The 23,275-nt window shown below is 35.6% G+C and carries 24 protein-coding genes and 1 tRNA gene; 13 read left to right on the top strand and 12 right to left on the bottom strand.

The features are described 5' to 3' along the window. Window positions 1-67 precede the first annotated feature (67 nt). Window positions 68-1,138, top strand: a complete 1,071-nt coding sequence (locus A3EM_RS0139085) for a methyltransferase (RefSeq protein ID WP_020533692.1) — start codon at window positions 68-70, stop codon at window positions 1,136-1,138. A 72-nt stretch (window positions 1,139-1,210) separates the two neighbouring features. Here A3EM_RS0139085 and A3EM_RS0139080 read toward each other — a convergent pair whose 3' ends face one another. From A3EM_RS0139080 to A3EM_RS0139070, 3 genes are all read right to left on the bottom strand, one after another. Beyond that, window positions 1,211-1,591 carry a DUF6249 domain-containing protein gene (locus A3EM_RS0139080; protein WP_020533691.1) on the bottom strand — a complete coding sequence of 127 codons (381 nt, stop codon included), beginning with the start codon at window positions 1,589-1,591 and terminating at the stop codon, window positions 1,211-1,213. 84 nt (window positions 1,592-1,675) lie between these two features. Beyond that, complete coding sequence (locus A3EM_RS0139075; protein WP_169513468.1) at window positions 1,676-2,524, bottom strand: hypothetical protein; 849 nt, start codon at window positions 2,522-2,524, stop codon at window positions 1,676-1,678. Between the two features lie 267 nt (window positions 2,525-2,791). Beyond that, window positions 2,792-3,487 (bottom strand): SDR family NAD(P)-dependent oxidoreductase, encoded by a 696-nt coding sequence (locus tag A3EM_RS0139070; protein WP_020533689.1) that lies wholly within the window; start codon window positions 3,485-3,487, stop codon window positions 2,792-2,794. Window positions 3,488-3,769: 282 nt separating this feature from the next. On the opposite strand from A3EM_RS0139070, the gene A3EM_RS0139065 reads away from it, so the two are divergent. Together A3EM_RS0139065 and A3EM_RS0139060 are read left to right on the top strand one after the other, a co-directional pair. Further along, window positions 3,770-4,498 carry an MlaE family ABC transporter permease gene (locus A3EM_RS0139065; protein ID WP_026210868.1) on the top strand — a complete coding sequence of 243 codons (729 nt, stop codon included), beginning with the start codon at window positions 3,770-3,772 and terminating at the stop codon, window positions 4,496-4,498. Between the two features lie 45 nt (window positions 4,499-4,543). Beyond that, window positions 4,544-5,299: an ABC transporter ATP-binding protein gene (locus tag A3EM_RS0139060; protein ID WP_020533687.1), complete on the top strand. Its 756-nt coding sequence runs from the start codon at window positions 4,544-4,546 to the stop codon at window positions 5,297-5,299. Between the two features lie 104 nt (window positions 5,300-5,403). Here A3EM_RS0139060 and A3EM_RS0139055 read toward each other — a convergent pair whose 3' ends face one another. Beyond that, window positions 5,404-5,646: a hypothetical protein gene (locus A3EM_RS0139055; protein ID WP_020533686.1), complete on the bottom strand. Its 243-nt coding sequence runs from the start codon at window positions 5,644-5,646 to the stop codon at window positions 5,404-5,406. 602 nt (window positions 5,647-6,248) lie between these two features. On the opposite strand from A3EM_RS0139055, the gene A3EM_RS0139045 reads away from it, so the two are divergent. Further along, window positions 6,249-6,851 carry a superoxide dismutase gene (locus tag A3EM_RS0139045; protein WP_020533684.1) on the top strand — a complete coding sequence of 201 codons (603 nt, stop codon included), beginning with the start codon at window positions 6,249-6,251 and terminating at the stop codon, window positions 6,849-6,851. A 74-nt stretch (window positions 6,852-6,925) separates the two neighbouring features. On the opposite strand, the gene A3EM_RS45100 is transcribed toward A3EM_RS0139045, so the two are convergent. Beyond that, window positions 6,926-7,624, bottom strand: a complete 699-nt coding sequence (locus A3EM_RS45100) for a hypothetical protein (RefSeq protein ID WP_020533683.1) — start codon at window positions 7,622-7,624, stop codon at window positions 6,926-6,928. Window positions 7,625-7,776: 152 nt separating this feature from the next. Between A3EM_RS45100 and A3EM_RS46785 the strand changes: the two genes are divergently transcribed. Beyond that, complete coding sequence (locus A3EM_RS46785) at window positions 7,777-8,367, top strand: DUF4136 domain-containing protein (protein WP_052323414.1); 591 nt, start codon at window positions 7,777-7,779, stop codon at window positions 8,365-8,367. Between the two features lie 2 nt (window positions 8,368-8,369). Here A3EM_RS46785 and A3EM_RS0139030 read toward each other — a convergent pair whose 3' ends face one another. The 6 genes from A3EM_RS0139030 to A3EM_RS0139000 all read right to left on the bottom strand — a co-directional run bounded on the left by A3EM_RS0139030 (window position 8,370) and on the right by A3EM_RS0139000 (window position 14,338). Further along, on the bottom strand, window positions 8,370-9,386 hold the full coding sequence (locus A3EM_RS0139030) for a hypothetical protein (protein WP_020533681.1): 1,017 nt from the start codon (window positions 9,384-9,386) through the stop codon (window positions 8,370-8,372). Between the two features lie 102 nt (window positions 9,387-9,488). Then, the gene (locus tag A3EM_RS0139025; RefSeq protein WP_020533680.1) at window positions 9,489-10,655 is read right to left on the bottom strand and encodes an ArsA family ATPase; all 1,167 of its coding nucleotides are present in this window, start codon (window positions 10,653-10,655) and stop codon (window positions 9,489-9,491) included. 116 nt (window positions 10,656-10,771) lie between these two features. Further along, window positions 10,772-11,179: a hypothetical protein gene (locus tag A3EM_RS0139020; protein ID WP_245576602.1), complete on the bottom strand. Its 408-nt coding sequence runs from the start codon at window positions 11,177-11,179 to the stop codon at window positions 10,772-10,774. Between the two features lie 164 nt (window positions 11,180-11,343). Then, a complete protein-coding gene (locus A3EM_RS0139015; protein WP_020533678.1) occupies window positions 11,344-12,318 on the bottom strand; it encodes a calcium/sodium antiporter in 975 nt (324 codons plus the stop codon). An 18-nt stretch (window positions 12,319-12,336) separates the two neighbouring features. After that, on the bottom strand, window positions 12,337-12,978 hold the full coding sequence (gene upp / locus A3EM_RS0139010; RefSeq protein WP_020533677.1) for a uracil phosphoribosyltransferase: 642 nt from the start codon (window positions 12,976-12,978) through the stop codon (window positions 12,337-12,339). A gap of 346 nt (window positions 12,979-13,324) precedes the next feature. Further along, window positions 13,325-14,338: a zinc dependent phospholipase C family protein gene (locus A3EM_RS0139000; protein ID WP_020533675.1), complete on the bottom strand. Its 1,014-nt coding sequence runs from the start codon at window positions 14,336-14,338 to the stop codon at window positions 13,325-13,327. Window positions 14,339-14,615: 277 nt separating this feature from the next. On the opposite strand from A3EM_RS0139000, the gene A3EM_RS0138995 reads away from it, so the two are divergent. The 7 genes from A3EM_RS0138995 to A3EM_RS0138955 all read left to right on the top strand — a co-directional run bounded on the left by A3EM_RS0138995 (window position 14,616) and on the right by A3EM_RS0138955 (window position 20,221). Next, a complete protein-coding gene (locus A3EM_RS0138995) occupies window positions 14,616-15,125 on the top strand; it encodes an RNA polymerase sigma factor (RefSeq protein WP_020533674.1) in 510 nt (169 codons plus the stop codon). Between the two features lie 197 nt (window positions 15,126-15,322). Then, window positions 15,323-16,588 carry a 3-deoxy-D-manno-octulosonic acid transferase gene (locus A3EM_RS0138985; RefSeq protein ID WP_020533672.1) on the top strand — a complete coding sequence of 422 codons (1,266 nt, stop codon included), beginning with the start codon at window positions 15,323-15,325 and terminating at the stop codon, window positions 16,586-16,588. A gap of 34 nt (window positions 16,589-16,622) precedes the next feature. Further along, on the top strand, window positions 16,623-17,549 hold the full coding sequence (gene rsgA / locus A3EM_RS0138980) for a ribosome small subunit-dependent GTPase A (RefSeq protein ID WP_020533671.1): 927 nt from the start codon (window positions 16,623-16,625) through the stop codon (window positions 17,547-17,549). A gap of 131 nt (window positions 17,550-17,680) precedes the next feature. Beyond that, a complete protein-coding gene (locus A3EM_RS0138975) occupies window positions 17,681-17,962 on the top strand; it encodes a KTSC domain-containing protein (protein ID WP_020533670.1) in 282 nt (93 codons plus the stop codon). 146 nt (window positions 17,963-18,108) lie between these two features. Beyond that, on the top strand, window positions 18,109-19,446 hold the full coding sequence (locus A3EM_RS0138970) for a dihydroorotase (protein ID WP_020533669.1): 1,338 nt from the start codon (window positions 18,109-18,111) through the stop codon (window positions 19,444-19,446). Window positions 19,447-19,496: 50 nt separating this feature from the next. Beyond that, a tRNA-His gene (locus A3EM_RS0138965) sits at window positions 19,497-19,570 on the top strand. Between the two features lie 216 nt (window positions 19,571-19,786). After that, complete coding sequence (locus A3EM_RS0138955) at window positions 19,787-20,221, top strand: hypothetical protein (protein WP_020533667.1); 435 nt, start codon at window positions 19,787-19,789, stop codon at window positions 20,219-20,221. A gap of 72 nt (window positions 20,222-20,293) precedes the next feature. On the opposite strand, the gene A3EM_RS0138950 is transcribed toward A3EM_RS0138955, so the two are convergent. Further along, window positions 20,294-22,672, bottom strand: coding sequence for a penicillin-binding protein 1A (locus A3EM_RS0138950; RefSeq protein WP_020533666.1), 2,379 nt, complete (start codon window positions 22,670-22,672; stop codon window positions 20,294-20,296). Between the two features lie 426 nt (window positions 22,673-23,098). Here A3EM_RS0138950 and A3EM_RS48030 point away from each other — a divergent pair, with 426 nt between their 5' ends. Continuing rightward, window positions 23,099-23,275: a hypothetical protein gene (locus A3EM_RS48030; RefSeq protein WP_020533664.1), complete on the top strand. Its 177-nt coding sequence runs from the start codon at window positions 23,099-23,101 to the stop codon at window positions 23,273-23,275.

Raw genomic sequence — 23,275 nt, 5'->3', positions numbered from 1 at the left:
TGCATTTGCACTAGCCTTTACCTTTTTACTAATCTTCCTCTATTTTAAAATTTAAACCCTTACAGAAATGACAGAAAATCAACTTGTTGTTTCTGCAGCATCTGCTGTGGAAAAAAACGAAATGTCTGCTCCTATGCAATTGCTAAATTTTATGAGTGGTCATATTTTGGCGAAATGTTTAAATGTTGCTGCAGAGCTTGGAATTGCTGATTTGCTTAAAGACGGTCCAAAGTCCATTAATTATTTGGCTGAGAAAACCGGCTCTGATTCTCACGCATTGCTTAGAATAATAAGGACTCTGGCCAGTCAGGGTGTATTTAAGGAGCTAAATGATCATATTATTGACCAGTCACAACTTTCTATTTTCCTTCAGGATGGGGTGGAAGGCTCCCAAAGGAACTTTATTAGAATGTTCTCAGGAGAGTGGCATTGGAAGGTAATCAACAATTTGAAAAATGCGGTGAAAAAAGGAGACCAGGTGTTAACGGACTCCCTGGGGGCTGAATCTTTATGGGATTACTTTGCCAAACAGAATCCCGAAGCGGGTGAAACCTTCAGCCTTGCCATGAGCAGTCTTTCCTCATCTTTTAATGAACCTTTGGCTTCTGCCTACGATTTTTCAGAATTTATTTCCATTATTGATATTGGAGGATCGCAGGGTAGTTTTGTAAATACGATAATAAAGTACAATCCACATTTAGAAGGGTTTGTATTGGATTTACCTGAAGTTGTGGAGGTGGCCAAAGAATATCAGGAAGGTAGTCAGTTAAAGTATATTCCAGGAAGTTTTTTTGAAGAAATTCCTCAGAAAACCGATTGTCAGTTGCTGAGATTCATTATTCATGACTGGAGTGATGAGGATTGTTTAAGGATTCTTAGAAATTGTAGGGCTGCAATCAAACCCGCAGGAAAATTACTGCCCGCAGGAAAATTACTGATTGCTGAACACGTGATTCAAACAGATAATTCCCCGGGATTTGAAAAAGCACTGGATATTGCCATGTTAATCAATTTTGGAACTGCAAGAGAGCGAACTGAAGAGGAGTTTAGAAGATTACTGGAAGCTTCAGGGTTTAAATTAAATAATATTATCCCAACGAGTTGTCCATTAAGTATTATTGAGGCAGTCCCTGTTTAAGTTTTTTGATGTGTATTAAAAAAAACAGACTTATTAATACTTCCATAAATTTAATAAGTCTGGTTTTTTATTTTAATACAACTCATCCAAAATTTTATCTGCAAAAGGTGTAGGTACTATAACTTCTTTTTTCAATTTGAGGTGGTAAATGATAAGGGCAATTCCACCAAATAAAAATGACATGGAAACATAGGCAATGGTGGTGCTAATGGCCGTTAAAGTAATTAAAATTTCCCCGGTAATTAGACCGAAGGCAATGCCAATTCCTAATATTCCTATTTTTAAACTTTCCTGATTTTGGGATTTTTTAGAGAAAAGCTCGTTTGCTGTCTGGCCGGTTTGAATCAGAGCCATTCTTTCTTTGTGCCGGATTCGAAAAATGACAATTAAAATGGCGGTTATACTGCCAAAAAAAGACAATATAGCGGCTAATGGGATTAATAAATCCTCCATAACACTAAATGAATTGGTAGTTACTAAATTGATTTCAGTATTTTGACTACCAATTCACTTAAATGGTTACAAAAGGCAAATAAATTAAAATTTAACCGTGAAATCCACATAAGGAATTCCCAGGAAAATCACTTCTGATATTTCCTTATTGGTCCAAAAACCTAAATCCACAGACATTTTCTGTCCCATTATTCGGACGCCATAGGAAAATAAATTGCCCTCCTCATAATTTGTAAAGAGCCAGTTTTCACTTACCAGGCTGATCTTCCTGCTAATTCTTGTCATTCCGCTGATGGTAAAAACAGGGGTATCTGATAAGTTTTCACTGTCCCATGCAAACCCAATTCCACCAGAAATATTATTGTCTTTACTGCCATAGGACACAATTCCATATCCAATTCCCAGGCCCTGAATTTCTTCATCTTGTGGACGATAAGCCAATAACATTACCCCCGCGGCAGTTTTCAGTTTTTTAGAAATTGGAATATTTATTTTGGGGGTTAAAAAGAAGCCGGGTAATTGGCCTGCAAATAAACTTGCGGCTTCAAAGCCTCCTCCAATAGAAAAATAATCAGTCACTCCATAGTTTACACTGTTGATCATGATGTAAATATTCTGATAATACCCTTCTCCTTTTTTTAGTCCAAAAGCAGATGGCCCTATAAAATACCGCGAAGAATTTGGATTGGGGAACCAGTATGCACCCCTTTTTTGATTGAGGTTTTCTATTTGTTCAATTGATTTTATTCTACTCTTTTCTATTGAAAAAGAAGGAATTTCATCTGTAGAAAAAATTATTTCCTTCTCCTTGTTGGAAAGTATTTTGCCATAAAATACAGAACCATTTTTTAATTGGATTTCATAGATAAGGGTAGAATCGTTTTCAGATAAAAGTTTCTCAAATTTTTGACCATAAGTTAAGGTACTAATCAAAAGGATAGTCAAAAAAATGAATAACGAAAGACAAGGCTTTAGTTTCATGGAGGTTAGTAGATAGTTAGGGTTTGATACGAAGTTTGAATTCTTTTTGTTGAAGGTTTACTGTATCAGTTTTCCTTAGTAAAGTTGAAAAAATAAAATTTGATTTTATACACCTTTATTTTTGCCCAAACCAATGGGTATTTAAGAAGTATTGGGTAAAAAGAACAAGCTGAAAACTAAAAATTATTTTTTATCCTTACTTATTATCTACAATTTACTTTAAAGATCACCTAATTGCGGACGAATAATAATATCCTCAACTACCGAATTTTTGGAAATATTAAAGGCACTATACACGACTTCAGCAACATCTTCAGCCTTAGAAAATCGCTCGGGTGGTAATTCTACACCTTCCCAACTGGCTGTAAGGGTTGCCCCGGGTAGTATTGCCGTTACCCGAACATTGTGTTCCTTCATCTCTTCGCGCAGGCATTTTGAAAACCCATGCATGGCATGTTTGGAAATAGCATATGAGCCTCCATTGGCATAGGCTGTAATACTGGCAATTGAACAAATATTAAAAATATGTCCCGATTTTTCCTTGATCATTTCCCCAACTAAGCCTCTGGTGATATCATATGCACTATAAAGATTAGTTTCAATCATTTTTCTAAGCTGGCCCTCTGGTTCATCATGAATGGCGCCTGGTATAAATGTTCCGGTATTGTTAACTAAAACCTGAGGTTTTTCGCCAATCCTTTTCACAAATTCGATAAAAGACCTGGTGCCTTCCGGCAAGGATAAATCAGCGGTTTGTACAAAAACTTTTACTCCAAATTCTGATTCAATTTCATTTTTTAGCGCGATTAAATCTGCATTATTTCTTCCACAAGTAGCGATATTAAAGCCATTTTTGGCAAAAATCTGAATGATGGCTTTTCCAATTCCTTTCGAACCTCCTGTTACTACTATCATCTTTTATTTGTTTTGAGAGTGCTTTAAATAGTTATATTTGTGTGTAACTAATTTATAGTAATTGATTTTGCTAGATTTGCAAAGTTAAATTTAAGGGATAAATTCCCAACTTAAGGATAGTTTGGTCCTTTTACCAATTTTATTTTTTGAGGTAGGATAAACTTTGATTTTGGTTATTCATGAAAAAGTAATGATATTTTTCTTTGAAGTTTCCTATTTTTATTAATGTTTGCATATTGTAATTTTTTATCACAAGACACACTAAAAGAAAATCCCTGATATATGCGGAGTTTAGGAAGATACATTTTGTTTATGGGGAAACTATTTACCAATAGAGAGCCTTTTCGAGTGTATTTGAAATTATTTTTTGATGAGTGTATTCTTATTGGGGTGGATTCTTTGGTAATTGTGGTTTTGGTTTCGGTATTTATTGGAGCTGTAATGTGTTTACAAACTGCATTCAATCTGGTTAGCCCGCTAATTCCCGATTACGTAATTAGTCTTGTGGTAAGGGACATGACACTTATTGAAGTTGCTCCTACATTTACAGCTATAGTATTTGCCGGAAAAGTGGGTTCCAATATTGCAGGAACTATCGGAACCATGAAAATTACAGAACAGGTAGACGCCCTTGAGGTAATGGGTATTAATTCTGCTTCTTATCTGGTGTTGCCAAAAATTTTGGCCGGGCTTATAATGTATCCGGCTTTGGTAATTATTGCTGGTTTTTTGGCAATTTACGGAGGTTATGTGGCCGGGACCTTAGCCGGGGTAATCACTGCACAAGAGTATATTTATGGTATTCGGTCCGATTTTATGGATTTCAATGTGTTTTTTGCTCTGATAAAAGCCCTGGTTTTTAGCTTTTTGATTGTGTCTATTTCCGCATATAAAGGATATTTCACAGAAGGGGGAGCATTGGAAGTAGGTATTTCCAGCACAAAAGCAGTAACCAATAGTTGTATAGCTGTTTTGCTGGCTGATTTTATTCTGGCTCAATTCCTCATTTAATTTTCGGAAAAGCTAATTAAAGCTTTTGGTTTCACCACATTTGAAATGATAGAGATAAAAAATATTGAAAAGTCTTTTGATGGAAAACAAATACTGAAAGGCATCAGTGCCAAATTTGAGCAGGGGAAAACCAACATGATTATTGGTGCAAGTGGAACAGGAAAAAGTGTTTTGCTAAAATCCATCGTGGGATTAATTCCACCCGATGTTGGGCATGTTTTTTATCATGACAGAGATTTTTATAATGCTACCAGAAACCAACAGAAGGAAATAAGAAGGGAAATCGGGATGCTTTTCCAGGGAAGTGCCTTGTTCGATTCTATGAGCGTGGAGCAAAATGTGATGTTCCCTTTGAATATGCTTACCAAAATGCCTTTGGGTGAAAAAAAAGATCGTGTAGAATTTTGTCTGAAGAGGGTAGGACTAGAAAATGCAAGTAAAAAAATGCCTTCTGAAATTAGTGGAGGAATGAAGAAAAGGGTAGGGATTGCCAGGGCAATTGTGCAAAATTCTCAATACCTTTTTTGTGACGAACCTAATTCCGGACTGGATCCCAACACGGCTATTGTAATTGATAATCTTATTCACGAAATCACAAAGGAATATAACCTGACCACTGTAATTGTATCCCACGATATGAACTCTATGATGGAAATTGGGGAATACATCCTGTTTTTACATCAGGGAACGAAAGTTTGGGAAGGGAGTAATGAATCTGTTTTTGATGCAGAATCTCCAATTTTGCAACAATTTATTTTTTCAAATAAGTTGATGAGAGGATTTAGGCAGATAAATCAATAGTTACCGGTTAGATTTTAAATATAAAAAAAGCCAGACGATTAAGTCTGGCTTTCTTATTTTTAGTTATGATAATATAAAGCAAAATCTAATAAAGCTTAGGTATTTTAAACTTTTTCTTTTCCAAATGATTTGGCAAAATCCATAATATTTTTGATGGCCTTATCACTTGGTTTTGTTTTTTCTCCAACCTGGTCTACCTGATTTTTCATATCAAGGTAATTATAAAAAGATTCTTCAAGTTTCGGGTTGCTAAATATCGCATCTTCTATCATTTTTTTCTCCTTACCTGATACTTCACCGTAGATGTATTTGATTATATCTTCCTGAGTTATTTTTAATGCTTTCATAAGGTTTATAATATTTATATGTTTCAATTTTTTTATTTAATAATTAATCTCTTTTAAATGAAATCTTTTGTTTGTATCGAAATACACTTAGTAAACGGGACCAATATAAATCGTATTGTTTGATTATAAGGTTTTTTTTAAAAAAAAATTTAAGAACGGTGATTTTCTTACATTGCAATAAAAAAAGAAAAAGAAGAGGCTAGTTTAAATTATGCTGAAAAACAATAATTCTTTTGGAAAATGCTTTTTTGCTGTTTTTTTTACAATGAAAATTGCTGGATTGAAGAAGCCCAAAGCCAATTTAAAAAAAAGAATCTGCTTTCATTATCTTTAATAAGGGATTTTGGATTAATGAAAAATTCGAAGAAAATTTTAGAAAAAATTACCTGAAAGGCATTTTGATGGTAAGAATAATGTAATTATTTGATGAAAATGTGAAAAAAAAGTGGGGAAAAGGAGAACTATAAATCGAAAGTTGAGTTTTTTTAAATAAAAGTAAATAATATCTTTGAACAGTAAGACCTTGCAAGAGTAGGTTCTTATTATTTGAAATAATAAATATTTCATTTTTTAATTTTTTAACACTGAAATTTTAATATAAAATGGCTTTCGAATTACCAAGTTTACCTTATGCTCATGATGCTTTAGCACCACATATAGATGCAAAGACAATGGAAATCCATCATGGCAAACATCATAACGGATACGTAACTAACCTGAACAATGCCATTAGTGGGACTGATCTGGAAGGAAAATCATTGGAAGAGCTTCTAAAAGTTGCAGGAAGTAATACTGCAGTAAGAAATAATGGAGGTGGTCATTATAATCACTCCTTATTCTGGACTGTACTTTCTCCAAATGGCGGAGGGGCTCCTTCAGGAGATCTGGCTGCTGCTATAGATGCTGCTTTTGGTTCGTTTGACAGCTTTAAAGAAGCATTTGCCAAAGCCGCTGCAACAAGATTTGGTTCCGGATGGGCCTGGTTAATCGTAGCTGACGGAAAATTAGCCATTACTTCTTCTCCAAATCAGGACAACCCTTTAATGGATGTTGCTGAAGTAAAAGGAACTCCTGTTTTAGGACTTGACGTATGGGAACATGCTTATTATCTAAACTACCAAAACAGAAGACCAGATTATATTGGTGCTTTCTGGAATGTAGTAAACTGGGATGAAGTTTCTAAAAGATTTGCTGCTGCAAAATAATTAAGCTATAAAAAGATTAAAAAAGCCATTTCAGAATTTCTGAAATGGCTTTTTTAATGAGTAAGATTCAGAGCTTATTCATTGTAATAATCCTGAACCTCCTTGCTATAATAGAATTTTACATTTTTGAATAAATTAGCATTTAAAGAAATGTAAAATACATTGGCGTCAAACCCTGCATATGGTTGAGAGGTGTTACCATCACTATCTGTTTCAGTATAACCATGGTTGAAAAAGTTAGTCAGGTAATATTTAAATTTCAGGTTAAATCCTTTTGGAAGCTGAATACCGGCAAAGAATGAATGCGTCAGCGTAGGAGTTCTGTTGCTAAACCATACAGAAAACTTACTTTTCTGCTCATTAACAATAGTTTTCTCCTTATAGTGAAAAGGCAATTCCAGTTCATATCCTCCATAAAAAAAGCCTTGTCTAAGTTGTCCGATTTTCACCCCAAAAGGAACACCGAGGTTATAGGTTCTGTATTTTTTTCGCTCTCCTGAATTTGGCGGATCATAGATGAATCCAACGTTTCTTATGGCAATCCCTGAAAAAATTCCAAGGTTTGGATTGGCATCATAATTTAACATACTTTGAAAGTTGAAAACCGGAGCAAATCTAAGGATATTGCTTCCTTGCTGACCAGATTTTTCATGCACCGCAGCACCAGAGAAAATTATTTCCAGGCCTGATGTGGAATACAATTCGGCATCCTGAGCATAAGTATTACTCAATGAGGCTACCAGAAATAATAGGGGTAAAAAATATAGTTTCATTAAATAAAAAATTTAGGATAGTTGAAATTTGGTTTAAACATAAAATTAAATTCTACTTTATAAAAGGAATCGTATTATATTTTTAGTGCGAAAAGTTAATTTTGGCCAAATACCTTCAATCACATATTACTTTTAAATTAAGGTTTCACCATATGAATTTAGGGAAAGACTTTTCATTTGTTATTTTACTCCTTATTGCAGCTGTATATTCTGGCTGCACAAGCTCCATCAATACTTCTTATGATTATGACAGGGATGCTGCATTTGAACATTATGAAACATTTAAAGTGTATTCGCCCACTTCTGAGGAAATGGAAAATATGGGAGTAGTGATGCCACAAAGGCTAGCTCTTTTGGAAAGTTCAATTGCCAGTGAGATGAAATCCAGAGCCTATGTAGAAAGTAATACTCCCGACCTGGCAATTACCTATTTTGTAAGTTCACAGACTAAAGAAAAGACCAGTAGTACCTATGTGGGTGTGGGGGGAGGAAGCTATGGTGGTTATGGAGGAATGAGCTATGGTTTTGGTACTTCTATCCCGAATACCTCTTATTACCAGGAAGGCACTTTGGATGTACATATAGTAGATACTCAAAAATCTTTGCTTGTCTGGCGTGGTACGGCCATTGGAACTTTTAAGGAAGGACGAACAGATGTTGAAAAACTTATTGAATCGGCTGTTAAACAAATATTTTATAAATACAGGTTTAAGGCCGGGGAAGGACTTAAGCGCAAAAAATAGGTTTATTCCACCACTTTAGATTGTTGGATGAAGGCTTCTTTTTCTTTCGCAGACATGCCATTAAGAGATACAATACTTCCGTTAAAATTGAAAATAAATCTGGAATCCTTTAATGCAAACAACACCTTCTTTTGATAGTCTTCCAAAGATTCCAAACCAACAGAAGCCCTGTTTTTATTAATTTTTTTTAATCCTTTTTCTCCAAGCACTAAAACTCTTAGTTCCGGGGAATTGTCTAACCTGTAAAAAACGGTATTTCCATAAACGGGTTTTCCTTGCTGATCAATAAAGTTGGCAAAACGGTAAGGAGAAAGCTTCCCAAATTTTACAAATTCCTGCAAAGGAAAATTGATTTCAGCAATTCCCTTACCCATTCCCATAGATGCTTTATGGCAAAGGTGATTCAGAATAGTGTGGTAGGGAGGGGCTGAGGCCGGGTTTTCTACACCTATTAAATCTTCTCCGGGAAAACCAAACTTCTCAATAATGCCATTAAATCTATCTATATTGTTTTTATCGATTTGGGCAATTGTGTCCTGGTAAACAGCCATTCCATTATCTTTCAACCTAAAATGCTGATCGAGTGCAGCCATCCATTCCAACTCTTTTCTTAAGGGAACATTAATGGTTTGAAGGTATATTTTCCTGTTCCTTGGATAGTTATTGACAAAAATTTCCCATCTTGAATCATTTACAAGAGCACTAAAAACTTCCATGGATTTTATAAATGTGATATCAGTGCCTTTTACAATGAGTTGGTCTAAAAGTTTGAAAGCTGACTCATAATCTCCGGTCAATGTGGCACATACGGCTGCATTAAAAATATCTCTGGCCAATGGAGTTGGAACATTTTTAAATGCAGCATAATACTGAGCTAAAGCTTTGTCATGTTGTTCGGAAATAAGCAGGAGTTCGGCCTGGTTTATTACAGAATAATAATGTTTGTTGTAGTCAACTTTTTGGGCAAACCCAGAAATTGCCCATAAGAAAACAACAATGGCAAGAATACTTTTCCTCATATTAAAGTGAATGCTTAATCCTTTCTGTGAAGTGGTTTAATCCTGCTTTTCCAGTAAATGACCACTTCTTTCAATACGTTTACTTAACCTTTTAATTGAATGCTATTTTTTGTTTTTCTTAAAAAGCACATTCAGCCATGGATTTTCATAGGAATAACTTTCCATTTCGTAGAAATTGGCAAATTTTGGAAGGAAAAGATTTTTTCGCTGGTTTCTTAATTGGATAACAAGTTCGTCTCCAAGTTTTTTAACAGAAAACTCTTCTTCTTCCACCAGTGGTAGTTTTATTTTTATACAGTAGGCATCCTTTGTCTCTTCAATAGAAAAAGGAGATTCATTAAACATGATTTCGGTTGGATCCGTTTCTTCATATATCCGGTCTCCGATTTTACTGAGCAGTTCAAGACCAAAAACCTCCTCTCCCAAATGTCCGACTTTCAGAATAGGAAGTGGTTGAAAACTATCTTCAATATCATTTATATATTTTTTTTGAGAAGTAATGTATTTGGAAAAGGTAGAATCTGTTTCGGATTCAGGCAAAATTCTATTTACAATTATCGCATCTACATTATAGCCATAAAGCTGCAAGTAGGTATATGCTCTTTTCGCTTCCTGTATTACCATTCTCTCGGGATTTGCCACCAGCCTTATTGAACAAATCTCAGGATTTGAGAATATCTGTTGGATTTTTTCCAGTTTATCGAACATATTTTCCAATTCTTCAAAGCCGTAATCTACTGGAGCTCCTGTCACATTTCTAATGACCGAACCCAGTGTTTTTACAGCCATCCGCTGGAAAGGAAAAGCCTTGGTAACCCACCATTTGGTTACCTGTGGAAGTGTCAACAAAGTTAAAGTTTCTCCTGTTGGAGCACTATCTATAATGATAAGATCATATTCATTTTCGGTATAGTATTTTTCCAGCCAGAGAAAAGCAGATGCTTCTTCCATACCGGGCAATGCGGAAAGCTCTTCTGCCAGAATATTTTCAACTCCCTGCCATCGGAAAACCTGCAACATTAAATTGCGCATGTTTCCCCAGTATTTTTTCATGGAATAATAAACATCCAGTTCCTGTCCATCCAGATTTTCGGTTATCTGGGTAGGTTCAGCACCTAATGGTTGGTTGAGTGCATCAGAAAGGCTATGGGCGGGATCGGTTGAAAGTACTAAGGTTTTGTAACCCTGGTGAGCTGCTTTTAGGGCAGTTGCAGCTGCTATGGTTGTTTTTCCCACCCCTCCTTTTCCTGTAAAAAGAATTATGCGCATACAGAATTTATTTTGGCATCTAAAAGTTGGAGATTTTTTAGGTTGTCATAACCTTTCAACAAATGATGAAAGAAAATGTTATTTGCCCAAAATTTACAAAATATTTTTGAGAAGGGTTAAGAAAAAAGCTGTATGGCTTTTTCTCCAAAGTAGGTAATTATTCCCGAAAAAAATAAACTCCAAATTACCGCACTCACAAACATTGAAGTAAGAATTTTTCCTTTTTTTTCTCCAAAGGATACGGCTATTATGGAACCGCCAGGAGGACTGAAAAGGAGGGGAGTGAGTATGGCTACCCCCCACATTCCGTATTTCCGCCAAATTTTTACTACTTTTCTGTTTCTGGGGGTGAAAATTTTTCTGTTTTTAAAGAACCTGGAAAAAATTCTTCTTCTTACATCACCTCCGGCAAAGGTAATGATGATTACTGTGGCCATCATTCCCAATACGGTGAGAATAAAGGTTTCTAAAAAAGATAGCCCGAATGATACCCCTGCCACAGGCCCAAAAATAAATTTGAGCATGCTTCCTGAAAAAACAGACAGGTATTTGATTAAAAGGCTCCACATAAATCCCAGACTAATTATCTAAACATGCACAAAGTTAATTGCTTATGTATAAGGATAGCAATTTAAAGGGAAATATGTTGGCAATGCCAGAAAGATACCTGGTAAATTTTGAAAAAGATTTATACCGTTGCCAGAATAGAATAGGTATAATAAAAATAAACAGAGAGTAAAATTCCCCCCTGAAGTTTCCCAAGCCTTCGGTTAAAAAACATTAAAGGAAAAACCAAAAGTGTTACCCCAATCATCCAATACATATCTCCTACAATCGAAGTGCTCACATGTATATCCTTGATAATACTGGTAATGCCTAAAATAGACAAGACATTGAAAATATTGGAGCCCATCAGGTTGCCAATAGCAAGATCGGTGTTTTTCCGGATGGCAGCCACAATAGATGTTACCAATTCGGGCAGGCTGGTGCCAAGGGCCAAAACTACTATACCGATGATTCTATCCGAAACACCCAGGTCTTTAAAAATATCTCTGGAACCATTTACAAACCATTCCGAACCGAAATATAAACCTGCACATCCTAAAATAATTAAACCTATATCAGTGAACCAGGCTTTAGGAGCAGTTGACTCTAATTCTTTTGGGTCAAGGTCTTCAATATCCAGGTCCTCAAGTTTTTCCCTTCTATGTTCCTTTCTGGATTCCCTGATCAGAAATATGATGTATAAAATAAGGATGGCTACAAAAATGAGTCCTTCAATCCTAACCAGATAATTTTCCCTAACCAGTATAAAAAGGAGTACTGAACTTCCCATGGCCATTGGCCAGTCGATTTTAATACTATTAGAATGTACATCAATTGGAGAAACAACTGCGGTAATACCCAGTACCAAAGCTAAATTACAGATATTTGAACCGATTACGTTGCCCATAGCCATATCAGGGCTGCCATCAAGAGCAGATTGCACACTAATAAATAGTTCTGGTGCAGAGGTACCGAATGCCACTATTGTTAATCCCACTACTAATGGAGATAAATGTAGCCTTAGTGCGATTCTGGAAGCTCCTCTTACTAAAAATTCTCCCCCTCCAATTAAAATTAGAAGACCAATAATTAAAAAGGCTATTTTGTATAATAACATGTAGTTAAGTTCAAATGATTAAAGTTTTTCCCCAAATGACAAATCTCCTGCATCTCCAAGCCCCGGCACAATATAAGATTTCGCATTTAATATTGAGTCCAAAGCACCAATCCATAATTCACATTCTATGTTTTCTGTCAGGTATTTTACTCCGGGTTCACTGGCAATAGCAGTTACCACGTGGATTTGCTTTGGCTTTCCGTTTTTTAATAAATTATTGATCGCCAGAACTAAGGATTTTCCTGTGGCTAACATCGGATCAATCAGAATTAATACTTTCCCATCTAAATTAGGAGACGCCAGGTATTCCAGGTTCACACTAATTTCAATATCTGAATTATTTTCCTGTCTGTATGCTCCAATGAAGGCACTTTCTGCCTGTTCAAAAATATTCACAAACCCTTGGTAAAACGGCAGGCCTGCTCTAAGTATTGTTGCCAATACTACTTCATCTTTTATTAAAGAAGTTTGGGAAGTTCCTAGTGGCGTTTGTACCTCATGTGGCTGATATTGAAGGGTTTTGGAGATTTCATATCCCAGAAACCAACCGAGTCTTTCCAGGTTTTTTCTGAATTTATAGCTATCCTTTTGAATTTTCACATCTCTTAGCTCCGCAATGATATGATTTGCTATAGAATTTTCCTTGGTAAGTATAAACATAAAGAAGTATTACTATTAAAAGATAGAATCAATTTGGAATAAAAGTATTAAAGAAAAAATCCTATTATCTACATCCGAAAAATTGTACCCAAATGAATATTGTTTGGGAGATTATACGTAATTGTTCCATTGAGTATGGTTCATTTTGCTTCTCCAAAAAATATTATTGGTAAAAGATAAAAAATATACCAATAATGAAGGAGATTATTTGCATTAATCAATTCCGGACCCAAATTTACGCAAATCCTGACCATAAATTAAAGCAAGGGGAAGGAGTTTTTAATAAAGCACAATTTCCACTACATAGCAGCAGACATATTTATTACTGGGACCCTTCCTGGTTACCTTAATCAATTGGTACGGTTTCATGCTGTCGTGAGTTTACTTTTTTGGATTGCGCATCCCGCTTTCTTTCTATTTGCATTTGCTGAAATTGCTCTTCTGAAAAATTGGGATCTAAAAGTAAATTGAGATCGGGTTGACCAGCATCTACCCAGGAGGTAAACCAAAAATCAGCCACCATTTTTATGGAAGCTCTCATTCTCCTTTCTACCATTCCATTTAACATTTTATGGTAAACCTTGCAAAAATCTTTTGAATATACTCTTTGATGCTTACCCTCCTCAAAACTATACTTTTTATCAATTCCGATTTTTTGTGTGGCTTCTCTTTCAAATTTAAGGACAGAATCCAGTGCCATATTGGCGTTTCTTACTGCATTCCAGGCCTCTAATTGAGTGTTTTCCAGGTATTTAGCTTTATTCATAAATAAGTTATAATGTGGTGCAAACATTTCTGGTAACCTAGACTCCCAAAGCCCATGAATACCTACCTGGTTAGTTAATTGACCATTATAGTTTTCAGTAGTATGCAAAGGAACATTGGCATCAGCAATATAATGGCCTATTTCTGTAGACATTTTGAGGATGTATTCTGTGTCCTTTCTTTTAAAAGCTTCTGTGAGCCGGAACTTCATGGTATGGATATGCCAGGGAACAATTCCGTAATTATTTAGTGTGTCCAACCCATATTTTTCCACGGCCTCCTTCCAGTATTTGGGCAAACTATCAAAAGGATGTTCACCATAAACATCTAAATCAATATAATGACGCGGAGCCTCCTCTCTGATAATATATCTTCTGGCATCAGGATTTACTGCATTTTCCTCGATGTATCGGATGTTTTTTTTATAAAACCCAAACATTTCGGGAGGTAATAAGAAAACTGCGGATTTGTTGATCAACCTGTGAGCATAAAATCCCCAATAATTCCTAACTGGTTTGCTTTCATTAATCTGAAAACAGGAAGTGTTACAGGTTAGAATTTTGATAATGAGGAAGAAAATCAGACTTGAATTCATTTTTTTTATTTTGTTTAATTAAAAGTAAAAATTGTTAAACATTTTAATTTATCTGTTTTTAGTGTGTTTAATGTCCTATCTTTTGCTTGTATAGTGCTGATTTTAAGTTATTTGTGTTTTAATGTGGCGTAATGATAGTTTTTTGTTATGTTGCATAGCGAGTATTGATGATAAAATTGTTTAATAAATACTTGCATTTGTTAAACAAAAAATGTTATATTTGTTTAACAATATTAGTTCAGCCTTAAACAAAACCACTTAACTAAATTTTTAAATCATGACAGCTCTAGAATTCAGTTATTCGCTTAAAGAAGTTTCTCCATCGCTAAAGCCTTTTGCAATAAAACTTACAAAAGATTTGGAAGATGCCAATGATCTTATACAAGATACTATGTTAAAGGCATATTCCAATAGAGATAAGTTTGCTCAGGGCACTAATTTGAAGGCCTGGTTGTATACCATTATGAAAAATACTTTTATTACGAATTGCCAGAGGCTAGCCAGAAGGAAGACTTTTGTGGATACTACCGATAACCTGCATTTCATCAATTCCACTTCAGAGGTAACAGAGAATCTTGCTTTTTCTTCATTTGCCATGAAGGATATACAGAATGCAATTACTCACCTGGATGATACCTACAAGGTTCCTTTTTTAATGCATTTTCAGGGTTATAAGTACCATGAAATAGCTGATAATTTACAAATTCCTATAGGAACTGTAAAAAACAGAATTCATATTGCAAGAAAAGAGTTGAAAAGTAAATTGAGTATTTACGGCAAAAATTAGGTTGCAAAATTTCTTAGTGAGTTTATCTCAATTTAGGTTTATGGATTGATAGCAAAAATCCTTTAAACTAAAAAGTAAATTCCTTCGATAAATTTTTTGTAAGATTGTAGCCAGTTTAGAATAGGTTATTTTTGAATAAAGCTTTCTCTGCCTATTCAATTTTGAAAATTCTACTACATTACTGGCACAAGTACTCAATGAAATTTCTCTACAATCTTGGAATAAAAATATATTGGTACCTTATCCTAATATTTTCAACTTTCAATAAAAAGGCACAGTTATTTGTTGAGGGTAGAAAAAATTTACTTGACCAATTAGAAAAAAAAATTAATTCTAATAATACAAAGGTTCTGTGGTTTCATTGCGCCTCATTAGGAGAGTTTGAACAGGCAAGGCCTGTAATTGAACGTTTACATAGAGAGTTACCATCTTATAGAATTCTGCTTACTTTTTTTTCCCCAAGTGGATATGAAGTAAGAAAGAATTACGAAGTGGCAGACTGGATTTTTTACCTGCCAATCGATACTAAACAGAATGCAGCTAAGTTTTTGGCGGTGGTCCAACCCGCTTTTGCTTTTTTTGTAAAATACGAATTTTGGCATCATTACCTTTCTGAGTTAAAAAATAAGCAGATTCCTGTTATTTCATTTTCTGCTATTTTCCGTGAAAATCAGTTATTTTTTAAACCCTATGGTGGATTTTACCGGGCTATATTGAGTAATTTCCAGCATATTTTTGTCCAGGACTCCCAATCACTGGAGTTGCTAAAGGGGATCGGACTTAGGGCGGTTTCCATTGGCGGAGATACTCGTTTTGACCGGGTGAAAGAAATTGTGGAGCAAAAGAAAGACTTTTCGATAGTACGGACTTTTAAAAACAATGAATTCACCCTTGTAGTAGGAAGTAGCTGGTCACCTGATCTGGAAGTAGTAGCACACATGATCAATCAATTTGCCAATCCCATAAAATTAGTTTTTGCCCCTCATGAAATTGGTCCTTCCTACATCAATGAAATAAAAAAAGCATTCTCGAAGAAAAAATTAATCTTTTATTCAGAGGCAACTCTGGAGAATGTGAAGGATCAGGAAATTTTAGTCATTGATAACGTGGGTATGCTGTCATCTCTTTATCAGTACGGAGAAATTGCTTATGTGGGTGGGGCCTTCGATAAAGGTCTGCATAATATCCTGGAGCCGGCTACTTATGGAATTCCGGTATTTTTTGGAAAGGAATATTCAAAGTTTAAGGAGGCGGTTGACCTGGTGGAAATAGAGGGGGCTTTTTCTGTAAAAGATAAATTTGAATTCGCTCAAAAGTTTCAGGATTTTTATTCGAATAATGAAATAAGAATAGAAGCGGGGCGAAAATGTAAAGAATATATTGCCGAAAATATTGGTGCTACGGATAAAATTATATCCTTTTGTACAAGGGAACTCCAAAAATTGGAAAATGATAATGGTTGAATAGAAAGTTTAGGTAAAATTTCAAAAAGAAATCTTGAAAAAAGGATTAATTATAAGATCTACAGGGTCATGGTATGATATACTGGATGACAATAACAAGGTAATTAAAGGACGGTTGAGAGGGAAATTAAAACTGAAAGGTTTTAAAAGAACTAATCCTATTGCTGTTGGAGACTATGTGGATTTTGAAATGGAAAAAGGCGAGGAGGATTCCGCTTTAATCAAAGAAATCCATGACAGGAGTAATTATATCATCCGACAATCCACCCATAAGAAATGGGATTCCCAAATTATTGCTGCCAATATTGATTTGGCAATTATTATTTTCACTTTAAAAGAGCCCAAAACTTCTTTGGGATTTTTGGATAGATTTCTGGTTTCTGCTGAGTCATTTCAGGTGCCTGTCTTAATCGTTTTTAATAAAGCTGATCTGCTTTCTGACGAAGATCTGGAATACCAGAAAGCCCTGGAAAGTTTATATACCGAACTTGGCTATCAATGTATCTTGATATCGGCTTTGGAAGGGACCGATTTATCCCGACTTCAAAAAATATTAAAGGGGAAAAAAAACCTGATTGCGGGTCATTCAGGAGTAGGAAAATCTACCATCATTAATCAAATGATTCCGGATGCTCAACAAAGAACCTCCGAGATTTCTGATTTTGCCAATAAGGGAGTACATACCACAACGTTTGCCGAAATGTTTCGACTGGATGAGGATACTTTTCTGATTGATACGCCTGGTATAAAAGAACTGGGAATAATCGACCTGGAAGAAAATGAACTTGGGTTTTATTTTCCGGAAATTCGGGAGTTAACTGCCAATTGTAAATTTTATAATTGTACTCATGTGCATGAACCAGGATGTGCTGTAATAAAGGCTGTGGAGGAGGATGAACTGGTCCAAAGCCGGTATTTTAGTTACCTGAGTATTCTGGAAAATGAAGACAACAGAAGGTAACAAGGTTGCTATTTCTGCCCAAGACTGGTCATTAATTAGATTATTAACAGATGTTATTGGATAATCCTAATACTATAGGGTGAATTTGTCGTTTCTAGAATACTAACTGACATTTTATACGAATTAGAGCTATGGAATTTATTCTAGAAAAGGACCTTACCAACCGGTCTACTGTATTAGAATATATGCGATATTCTGAACAGGGAAAAGAACTGGAGGTAAAGTTTAAAAAAGGGAAATGGAAAGGGAAGAAAAAGGTCTTCAAAAACATTTCCAAACCGGTTTATCAAACTATAATAGAGTCCGAATCTGTTGGCCGAGCACTTTTTGAGGTGGTTGGGGAACAAAAATATAAAGAGAAAGTAACTAAGAAAAACCAAAGTATAATCCATAAATTCCTGGACTTGTTATAAGCCAATTCTATCATTGAAAAAAAGCTAACTCCTTACCGGGTTAGCTTTTTTTATTTTAAATCTGATAAATTCTTTTCATTGTTTTATATTGGCATAAAATGATGGGAGGAAATCTCCTCTTTGCGTGAATAAAAAACAGATGAACAATGAAGTCAATTTTGATACTAAATGCCAATATTGTAAATGAAGGAAGTATAATTCAGGGGGATGTTTTGATTAAAGACGGATTTATCCAGAAAATCGATAAAAACCTTTCGGGGGAGGAGGCAGAAGAAATAATTGATGCTGATGGAAAATATTTATTGCCAGGCCTTATTGATGACCAGGTTCATTTCCGGGAACCAGGATTAACGCATAAGGGTAATATTTATACGGAATCAAGGGCTGCTGTAGCCGGAGGAGTTACTTCGTTTATGGAAATGCCGAATACAGTTCCTAATGCCACAACAGTTGAATTATTAGAGGATAAATATGCAATTGCTTCAAAAAGTTCTCTAGCCAACTATTCCTTTTTTATGGGAGGGTCCAATGATAATCTGGAAGAGCTCAAAAAGGTCGATAAAAATACAGTTTGTGGGGTAAAGGTATTCATGGGGTCGTCTACCGGAAATATGCTGGTAGATGATGAAGTGGTTTTAAGTAATATTTTTTCACAAATTGATATGCTAATAGCTACCCATTGTGAAAAAACACCAATCATTAAACAAAACGAAAAAGATTTTTTAGCAAAGTACGGAGAGGATTTGCCCATCAAATATCATCCCTTAATCAGAAGTGAGGAGGCCTGCTATGCTTCTTCCTCCCAGGCGGTTGGGTTAGCCAAAAAGTATGGAACCCGGCTGCATATTTTACACATCTCTACTGCAAAGGAGCTGGAACTATTTGATAATTCACTGCCTCTGGAAGAAAAGAAAATCACCTCCGAAGCTTGTGTGCACCATCTTTGGTTCAGTGATGCGGATTATGATAAAAAAGGGACGCATATTAAATGGAATCCTGCAGTGAAAACTGCACAAGACCGAGATGCCATTTTTCAGGCGGTTTTAGATGATAAAATAGACGTAATTGCTACCGATCATGCACCCCATACCCTGGAAGAAAAAAACAATTCTTATTTTAAAGCACCCTCCGGAGGACCATTAGTTCAACATTCCTTACAGGCGCTGATCGATTTCCATAAATCAGGAAAGATCTCTTTGGAAAAAATTGTGGAGAAAGCCTGCCATAATCCAGCAAAATTATTTCAAATAAAGGAAAGAGGATTCATAAGGGAAGGATTCTGGGCCGATTTGGTCTTGGTAGATTTAAAGCAAAAAGAAAAGGTAAGCAAAGAAAATATTTTATATAAATGTAAATGGTCTCCTTTTGAAGGCCATGAATTTCAGTCGAAAATTAGCCTTACAATAGTTTCAGGTCATGTTGCCTATCGAGATGGACAACTGGATGAAAAAGTTTTAGGAAAAAGATTGAAGTTTTTACGCTAAAAAAGTTTGCAAATAAAAATGAGATTGCTACATTTGCATTCTCAAAAATGGCGGATATAGCTCAGTTGGTTAGAGTATCGGTTTGTGGATCCGAGGGTCGTGGGTTCGAATCCCACTATTCGCCCATTTTTTTCTCTCCTTATATGCATGTAGTCAGACAGAAATAACACTTCTAAAATTTACTGCATCTGATTGATTTTAAGACAAGGCTGCTCATTTTCAATAAAATCCTTTTTCTTATTAGCTTTGGGCACTTCAATATAAACCAAATTTTCTCTTGCAATATGGACTGGCATTATTAAATTTAGATTTCAATTTTGAATCATCTAAATCTAATCTAATGAAAAAATTATTTGTACTTTTAGTATTCATAGGTCTGGCCAATTTTGCAAGTGCTCAGGAAATTGGAGCCCGTTTTGGAGATGCTGTAGGTGGAAATGTAGCTATTGACGGAATAATTTCAATTGGGGAATTTAGCAGGATACATGCCGATGTTTCATTTGGAAATGGGGTAGGGGTTGAGGCGCTCTGGGATTTTTTGTACCGGCCAATTGGAGGAGAAGCATTTGACTGGTATGTTGGAGCCGGTCCATCCATATTATTTGATGATCCTTTCGGCTTTGGATTGAGTGGGGAGGTGGGAATTGAATATCATTTTAATGAAGTCCCAATCGCTTTGGGTTTTGATTGGCGCCCAACCTTCTGGCTTGTTGAAAATACCGATTTTTATGCTGGGGGATTTGGATTTAATGCACGTTTTGTATTGGGTCAATAGCCTCAAAATAGATAAATAAAAAACGCACCAGATCAATGATTTACTCATCTTCAGGTGCGTTTTTTTCTTGCCTTAATTCTTTTTCTTACCCCAGGTAGAGGGTTTGAATAGTTTCTTTTTAGGTTTATCCTTTTTCTTTGGTGAATTATCATTTTTGAAGAAAATAGTCATGATTTTTTCAAGAAAGACTTCCTTGGGTTTGAATCCAGGGCAATCCAGCTGATCCATAACTTCTTCTGAAGGCTGAGGGAATTTAGCCCATGAAACGGATTTATAATCAGGATTTTGATTGAGTTTTTGGTAAAATAATCCAAAGGCTGGTAAGGCTGAGTTAGCTCCTTGCCCGGCTCTTAAGGACCTGAAGTGAACACTTGGGAACTCTCCGCCAGTCCATACACCCGTAACCAATTTGGGCGTAATCCCGATAAACCAGCCATCAGCATGGTTTTGAGTAGTTCCTGTTTTCCCTGCAATATCATTTTGCAAACCATATTGTGTACGCAGGCTATTGGCAGTTCCATAATTTACCACCCCTTTCATCATCTGAGTCATGAGCTGAGCTGTTTCATATGAAAGTACTTTGTCGTTATGCTTTAATTCTTTTGGTTCATAAATTATCTCCCCATTGCTGTTTTCAATTTTTAATAAATAGGTAGGTTCTACCCGTTTGCCACCATTTGCAAAAGCACAGTAAGCGGTTACCATTTCCAATAATGAAATATCGGCTGCTCCCAGGGCAAGTGCTGGCACGGTATCCAGCTCACTTTGGATGCCCATTTTTTGAGCCAGAGCAGTAGTTTTGGGAATTCCAGAATCTAAAATTAGCTTTACAGAAACTGTATTTACTGAGTGAGCCAGCGCTCCATGGAGAGCATAAGATCCTTCATATTCATTATTGGCATTTCGTGGCGACCAGTCATCATACTCTTCGTAAGTTTCCTTTTTATTGGAATAGTACTCACAAGGTTTATATCCGTTTTCAAGTGCAGCGGCATAAACGATGGGTTTGAAAACAGATCCTACCTGTCTTTTGGTATGATAGTTCACATGGTCGTATTTAAAATATTTATGGTTTATTCCCCCAACCCAGGCTTTTATTTTGCCCGATTGTGGTTCCATAGCCAGCATGCCACTTTGTAAAAAGTTTAAATAATATAGAATTGAATCTTTTGGACTCATTTCCACTTCCCGATCACCTTCCCATGAAAAAACTGAGATTTTTTGGGGTGTGTTGAATATTTTTTCTATTTCCTCTTCAGCTAATTTTTGTTTTTTATGTGCAGCATACCGTTCAGATTTTTCAATTAGGAATTGGATAAGTTCCGGGCTTTTTGACCAGGGAAATGAGCCGTTCCAGTCATTTTGAAAGGTTTTTTGAAGCTCGGAAATATGGGTGTTGATCGCCTCTTCTGCATATTTTTGCATATTGAAATCTATGCTGGTATAAATTTTCAAACCGTCAGTATAGATATTATAGGGTTCACCATTTTCGTCTTTTATGTTTTTGCAAATTTCCTCTACTTCCTTTCTGATATTTTCCCTAAAATACGTTGCCAAACCTTCAGAGTGGAGCGGAGGGGTATAATCTAGTTTGATAGGCAGGGAGGAAAGAGAATCCTGTTTCAATCTATCTAAATATCCATATTTTTCCATTTGGCTAAATACGGTATTCCGCCTTTCCATGGATTTGTCGGGGAATAACCTTGGATTGAAGTAATAATTGGCTTTAAGCATTCCCACCAGGATGGCCCCCTCATCAATTGAAATTGCTGATGCAGGTTTGTTGAAATACAATCTTGAAGCTTCCTCAATACCAAAAGTATTTTCGCCAAAAGGTACTGTATTCAGGTAAAGGGTAATAATTTGGTTTTTGTCATAAATTGATTCAAATCTTCTGGCCAAAATCATTTCCTTAAATTTGGAAATCACCAATCCAAAAGCTCCATTTTCTTCTCTCTGAAATAAATTTTTGGCCAGCTGCTGAGTGATGGTGCTTCCTCCTCCTGCGCTCCTCTGTCCCATCAAAATATTTTTAACCGCTACCCTGGCAAGGCTTCTGAAGTCTATACCTGAATGTTCATTAAAACGGGCGTCTTCGGTAGCAATTAGTGCATTTTTCACATGATCTGGGATGGCTTCATAAGAGACATTGCTGCGGTTTTGTAAGTAGTACTTTCCCAACAAGCGACCATTTTCGTCATAAATTTTTGAGGCGTTGGCGTTTTCTACTTTTTTCAATTCCTCTTTGGAAGGCAGAGGTCCGAAAAAACCAAAGAATACCAATAAGAATAGGGTGATTACGCCCAGAGATATTAAACCGAAAATGCCTGCCAGGGTAACTGAAGTTTTTTTAAAAATACTTTTTCCCTTAAAATATTCTCCTGATTTGGATTTGAAGGAATTGAATTTGAGTAAAAATAGCTTAAAGAAAGTTGTAATTTTCCTGTTCATGCCCGATAAAAAATGTTATGATGGTAAAGTTTTAGTTCTAAATTTTATACCATTATTTACCCAAATAGAATGGGTTTTTTTGAAGGGTGGTGTTTAAGTATTTGAAAATGAATTGATTGTGCTGTTTGGGCGAACTTGGTTTTTAAGATAATACAGGGGAAAGAAGAAAAATTTGTAGTAGTTCTGGATTCGGATTGCAGATTTTTTCCACAAACTGTGGATTAAATTACTCAATTCTTTTTTGCCGGATATTTCACCTGTTTTTTTAAGAGTTTGTCAGGTAACGGACATTAATTTTAATGTTAAATCAACATTTTTGAAATATGGAAAATGAACATTCAATTGAAATTATATGTTTATACATATGATTGTGAATAAAAAATAATAGAAAAATCAGTATTGAAATTTTAATATAACCACTCCACGATGAAGTCAAAAAGAACAAGAAAACCTAAAGTTCATAAAGATTTGGAAGGATTCAATATTACCGTAAATAAATCGGGGGAAATTGAGTCTACTTTTTCTATTGATGAACTCAATAAATTTTTAAATAAAACTGTGGATGATAAGAAGTTGAGGGATAGAGATGATATTCTGAAGTAG

It is taken from the genome of Flexithrix dorotheae DSM 6795 (genome assembly GCF_000379765.1).
GTDB lineage: Bacteria > Bacteroidota > Bacteroidia > Cytophagales > Flammeovirgaceae > Flexithrix > Flexithrix dorotheae.
Note: the sequence above shows the minus strand (reverse complement) of the source record. Positions and strands in the feature narration are given on the sequence as shown.

Excerpts from the sequence above, each read along its gene's own strand:
- A3EM_RS0139045 (WP_020533684.1), top strand. The coding sequence starts at position 6,249 with ATGGCTTTCGAATTACCAAGTTTACCTTATGCTCATGATGCTTTAGCA.
- A3EM_RS0138975 (WP_020533670.1), top strand. The coding sequence starts at position 17,681 with ATGGAATTTATTCTAGAAAAGGACCTTACCAACCGGTCTACTGTATTA.
- upp (WP_020533677.1), bottom strand. The coding sequence starts at position 12,978 with ATGTTTATACTTACCAAGGAAAATTCTATAGCAAATCATATCATTGCG.
- A3EM_RS0139085 (WP_020533692.1), top strand. The coding sequence starts at position 68 with ATGACAGAAAATCAACTTGTTGTTTCTGCAGCATCTGCTGTGGAAAAA.
- A3EM_RS0138955 (WP_020533667.1), top strand. The coding sequence starts at position 19,787 with ATGAAAAAATTATTTGTACTTTTAGTATTCATAGGTCTGGCCAATTTT.
- A3EM_RS0139020 (WP_245576602.1), bottom strand. The coding sequence starts at position 11,179 with ATGCTCAAATTTATTTTTGGGCCTGTGGCAGGGGTATCATTCGGGCTA.
- A3EM_RS0139015 (WP_020533678.1), bottom strand. The coding sequence starts at position 12,318 with ATGTTATTATACAAAATAGCCTTTTTAATTATTGGTCTTCTAATTTTA.
- A3EM_RS0139055 (WP_020533686.1), bottom strand. The coding sequence starts at position 5,646 with ATGAAAGCATTAAAAATAACTCAGGAAGATATAATCAAATACATCTAC.
- A3EM_RS0139070 (WP_020533689.1), bottom strand. The coding sequence starts at position 3,487 with ATGATAGTAGTAACAGGAGGTTCGAAAGGAATTGGAAAAGCCATCATT.
- A3EM_RS0139080 (WP_020533691.1), bottom strand. The coding sequence starts at position 1,591 with ATGGAGGATTTATTAATCCCATTAGCCGCTATATTGTCTTTTTTTGGC.
- A3EM_RS0139030 (WP_020533681.1), bottom strand. The coding sequence starts at position 9,386 with ATGAGGAAAAGTATTCTTGCCATTGTTGTTTTCTTATGGGCAATTTCT.
- A3EM_RS0139060 (WP_020533687.1), top strand. The coding sequence starts at position 4,544 with ATGATAGAGATAAAAAATATTGAAAAGTCTTTTGATGGAAAACAAATA.
- A3EM_RS0139000 (WP_020533675.1), bottom strand. The coding sequence starts at position 14,338 with ATGAATTCAAGTCTGATTTTCTTCCTCATTATCAAAATTCTAACCTGT.
- A3EM_RS0139065 (WP_026210868.1), top strand. The coding sequence starts at position 3,770 with ATGCGGAGTTTAGGAAGATACATTTTGTTTATGGGGAAACTATTTACC.
- A3EM_RS0139025 (WP_020533680.1), bottom strand. The coding sequence starts at position 10,655 with ATGCGCATAATTCTTTTTACAGGAAAAGGAGGGGTGGGAAAAACAACC.
- A3EM_RS0138985 (WP_020533672.1), top strand. The coding sequence starts at position 15,323 with ATGAAATTTCTCTACAATCTTGGAATAAAAATATATTGGTACCTTATC.
- A3EM_RS45100 (WP_020533683.1), bottom strand. The coding sequence starts at position 7,624 with ATGAAACTATATTTTTTACCCCTATTATTTCTGGTAGCCTCATTGAGT.
- A3EM_RS0138995 (WP_020533674.1), top strand. The coding sequence starts at position 14,616 with ATGACAGCTCTAGAATTCAGTTATTCGCTTAAAGAAGTTTCTCCATCG.
- A3EM_RS0138970 (WP_020533669.1), top strand. The coding sequence starts at position 18,109 with ATGAAGTCAATTTTGATACTAAATGCCAATATTGTAAATGAAGGAAGT.
- A3EM_RS46785 (WP_052323414.1), top strand. The coding sequence starts at position 7,777 with ATGAATTTAGGGAAAGACTTTTCATTTGTTATTTTACTCCTTATTGCA.
- A3EM_RS48030 (WP_020533664.1), top strand. The coding sequence starts at position 23,099 with ATGAAGTCAAAAAGAACAAGAAAACCTAAAGTTCATAAAGATTTGGAA.
- A3EM_RS0138950 (WP_020533666.1), bottom strand. The coding sequence starts at position 22,672 with ATGAACAGGAAAATTACAACTTTCTTTAAGCTATTTTTACTCAAATTC.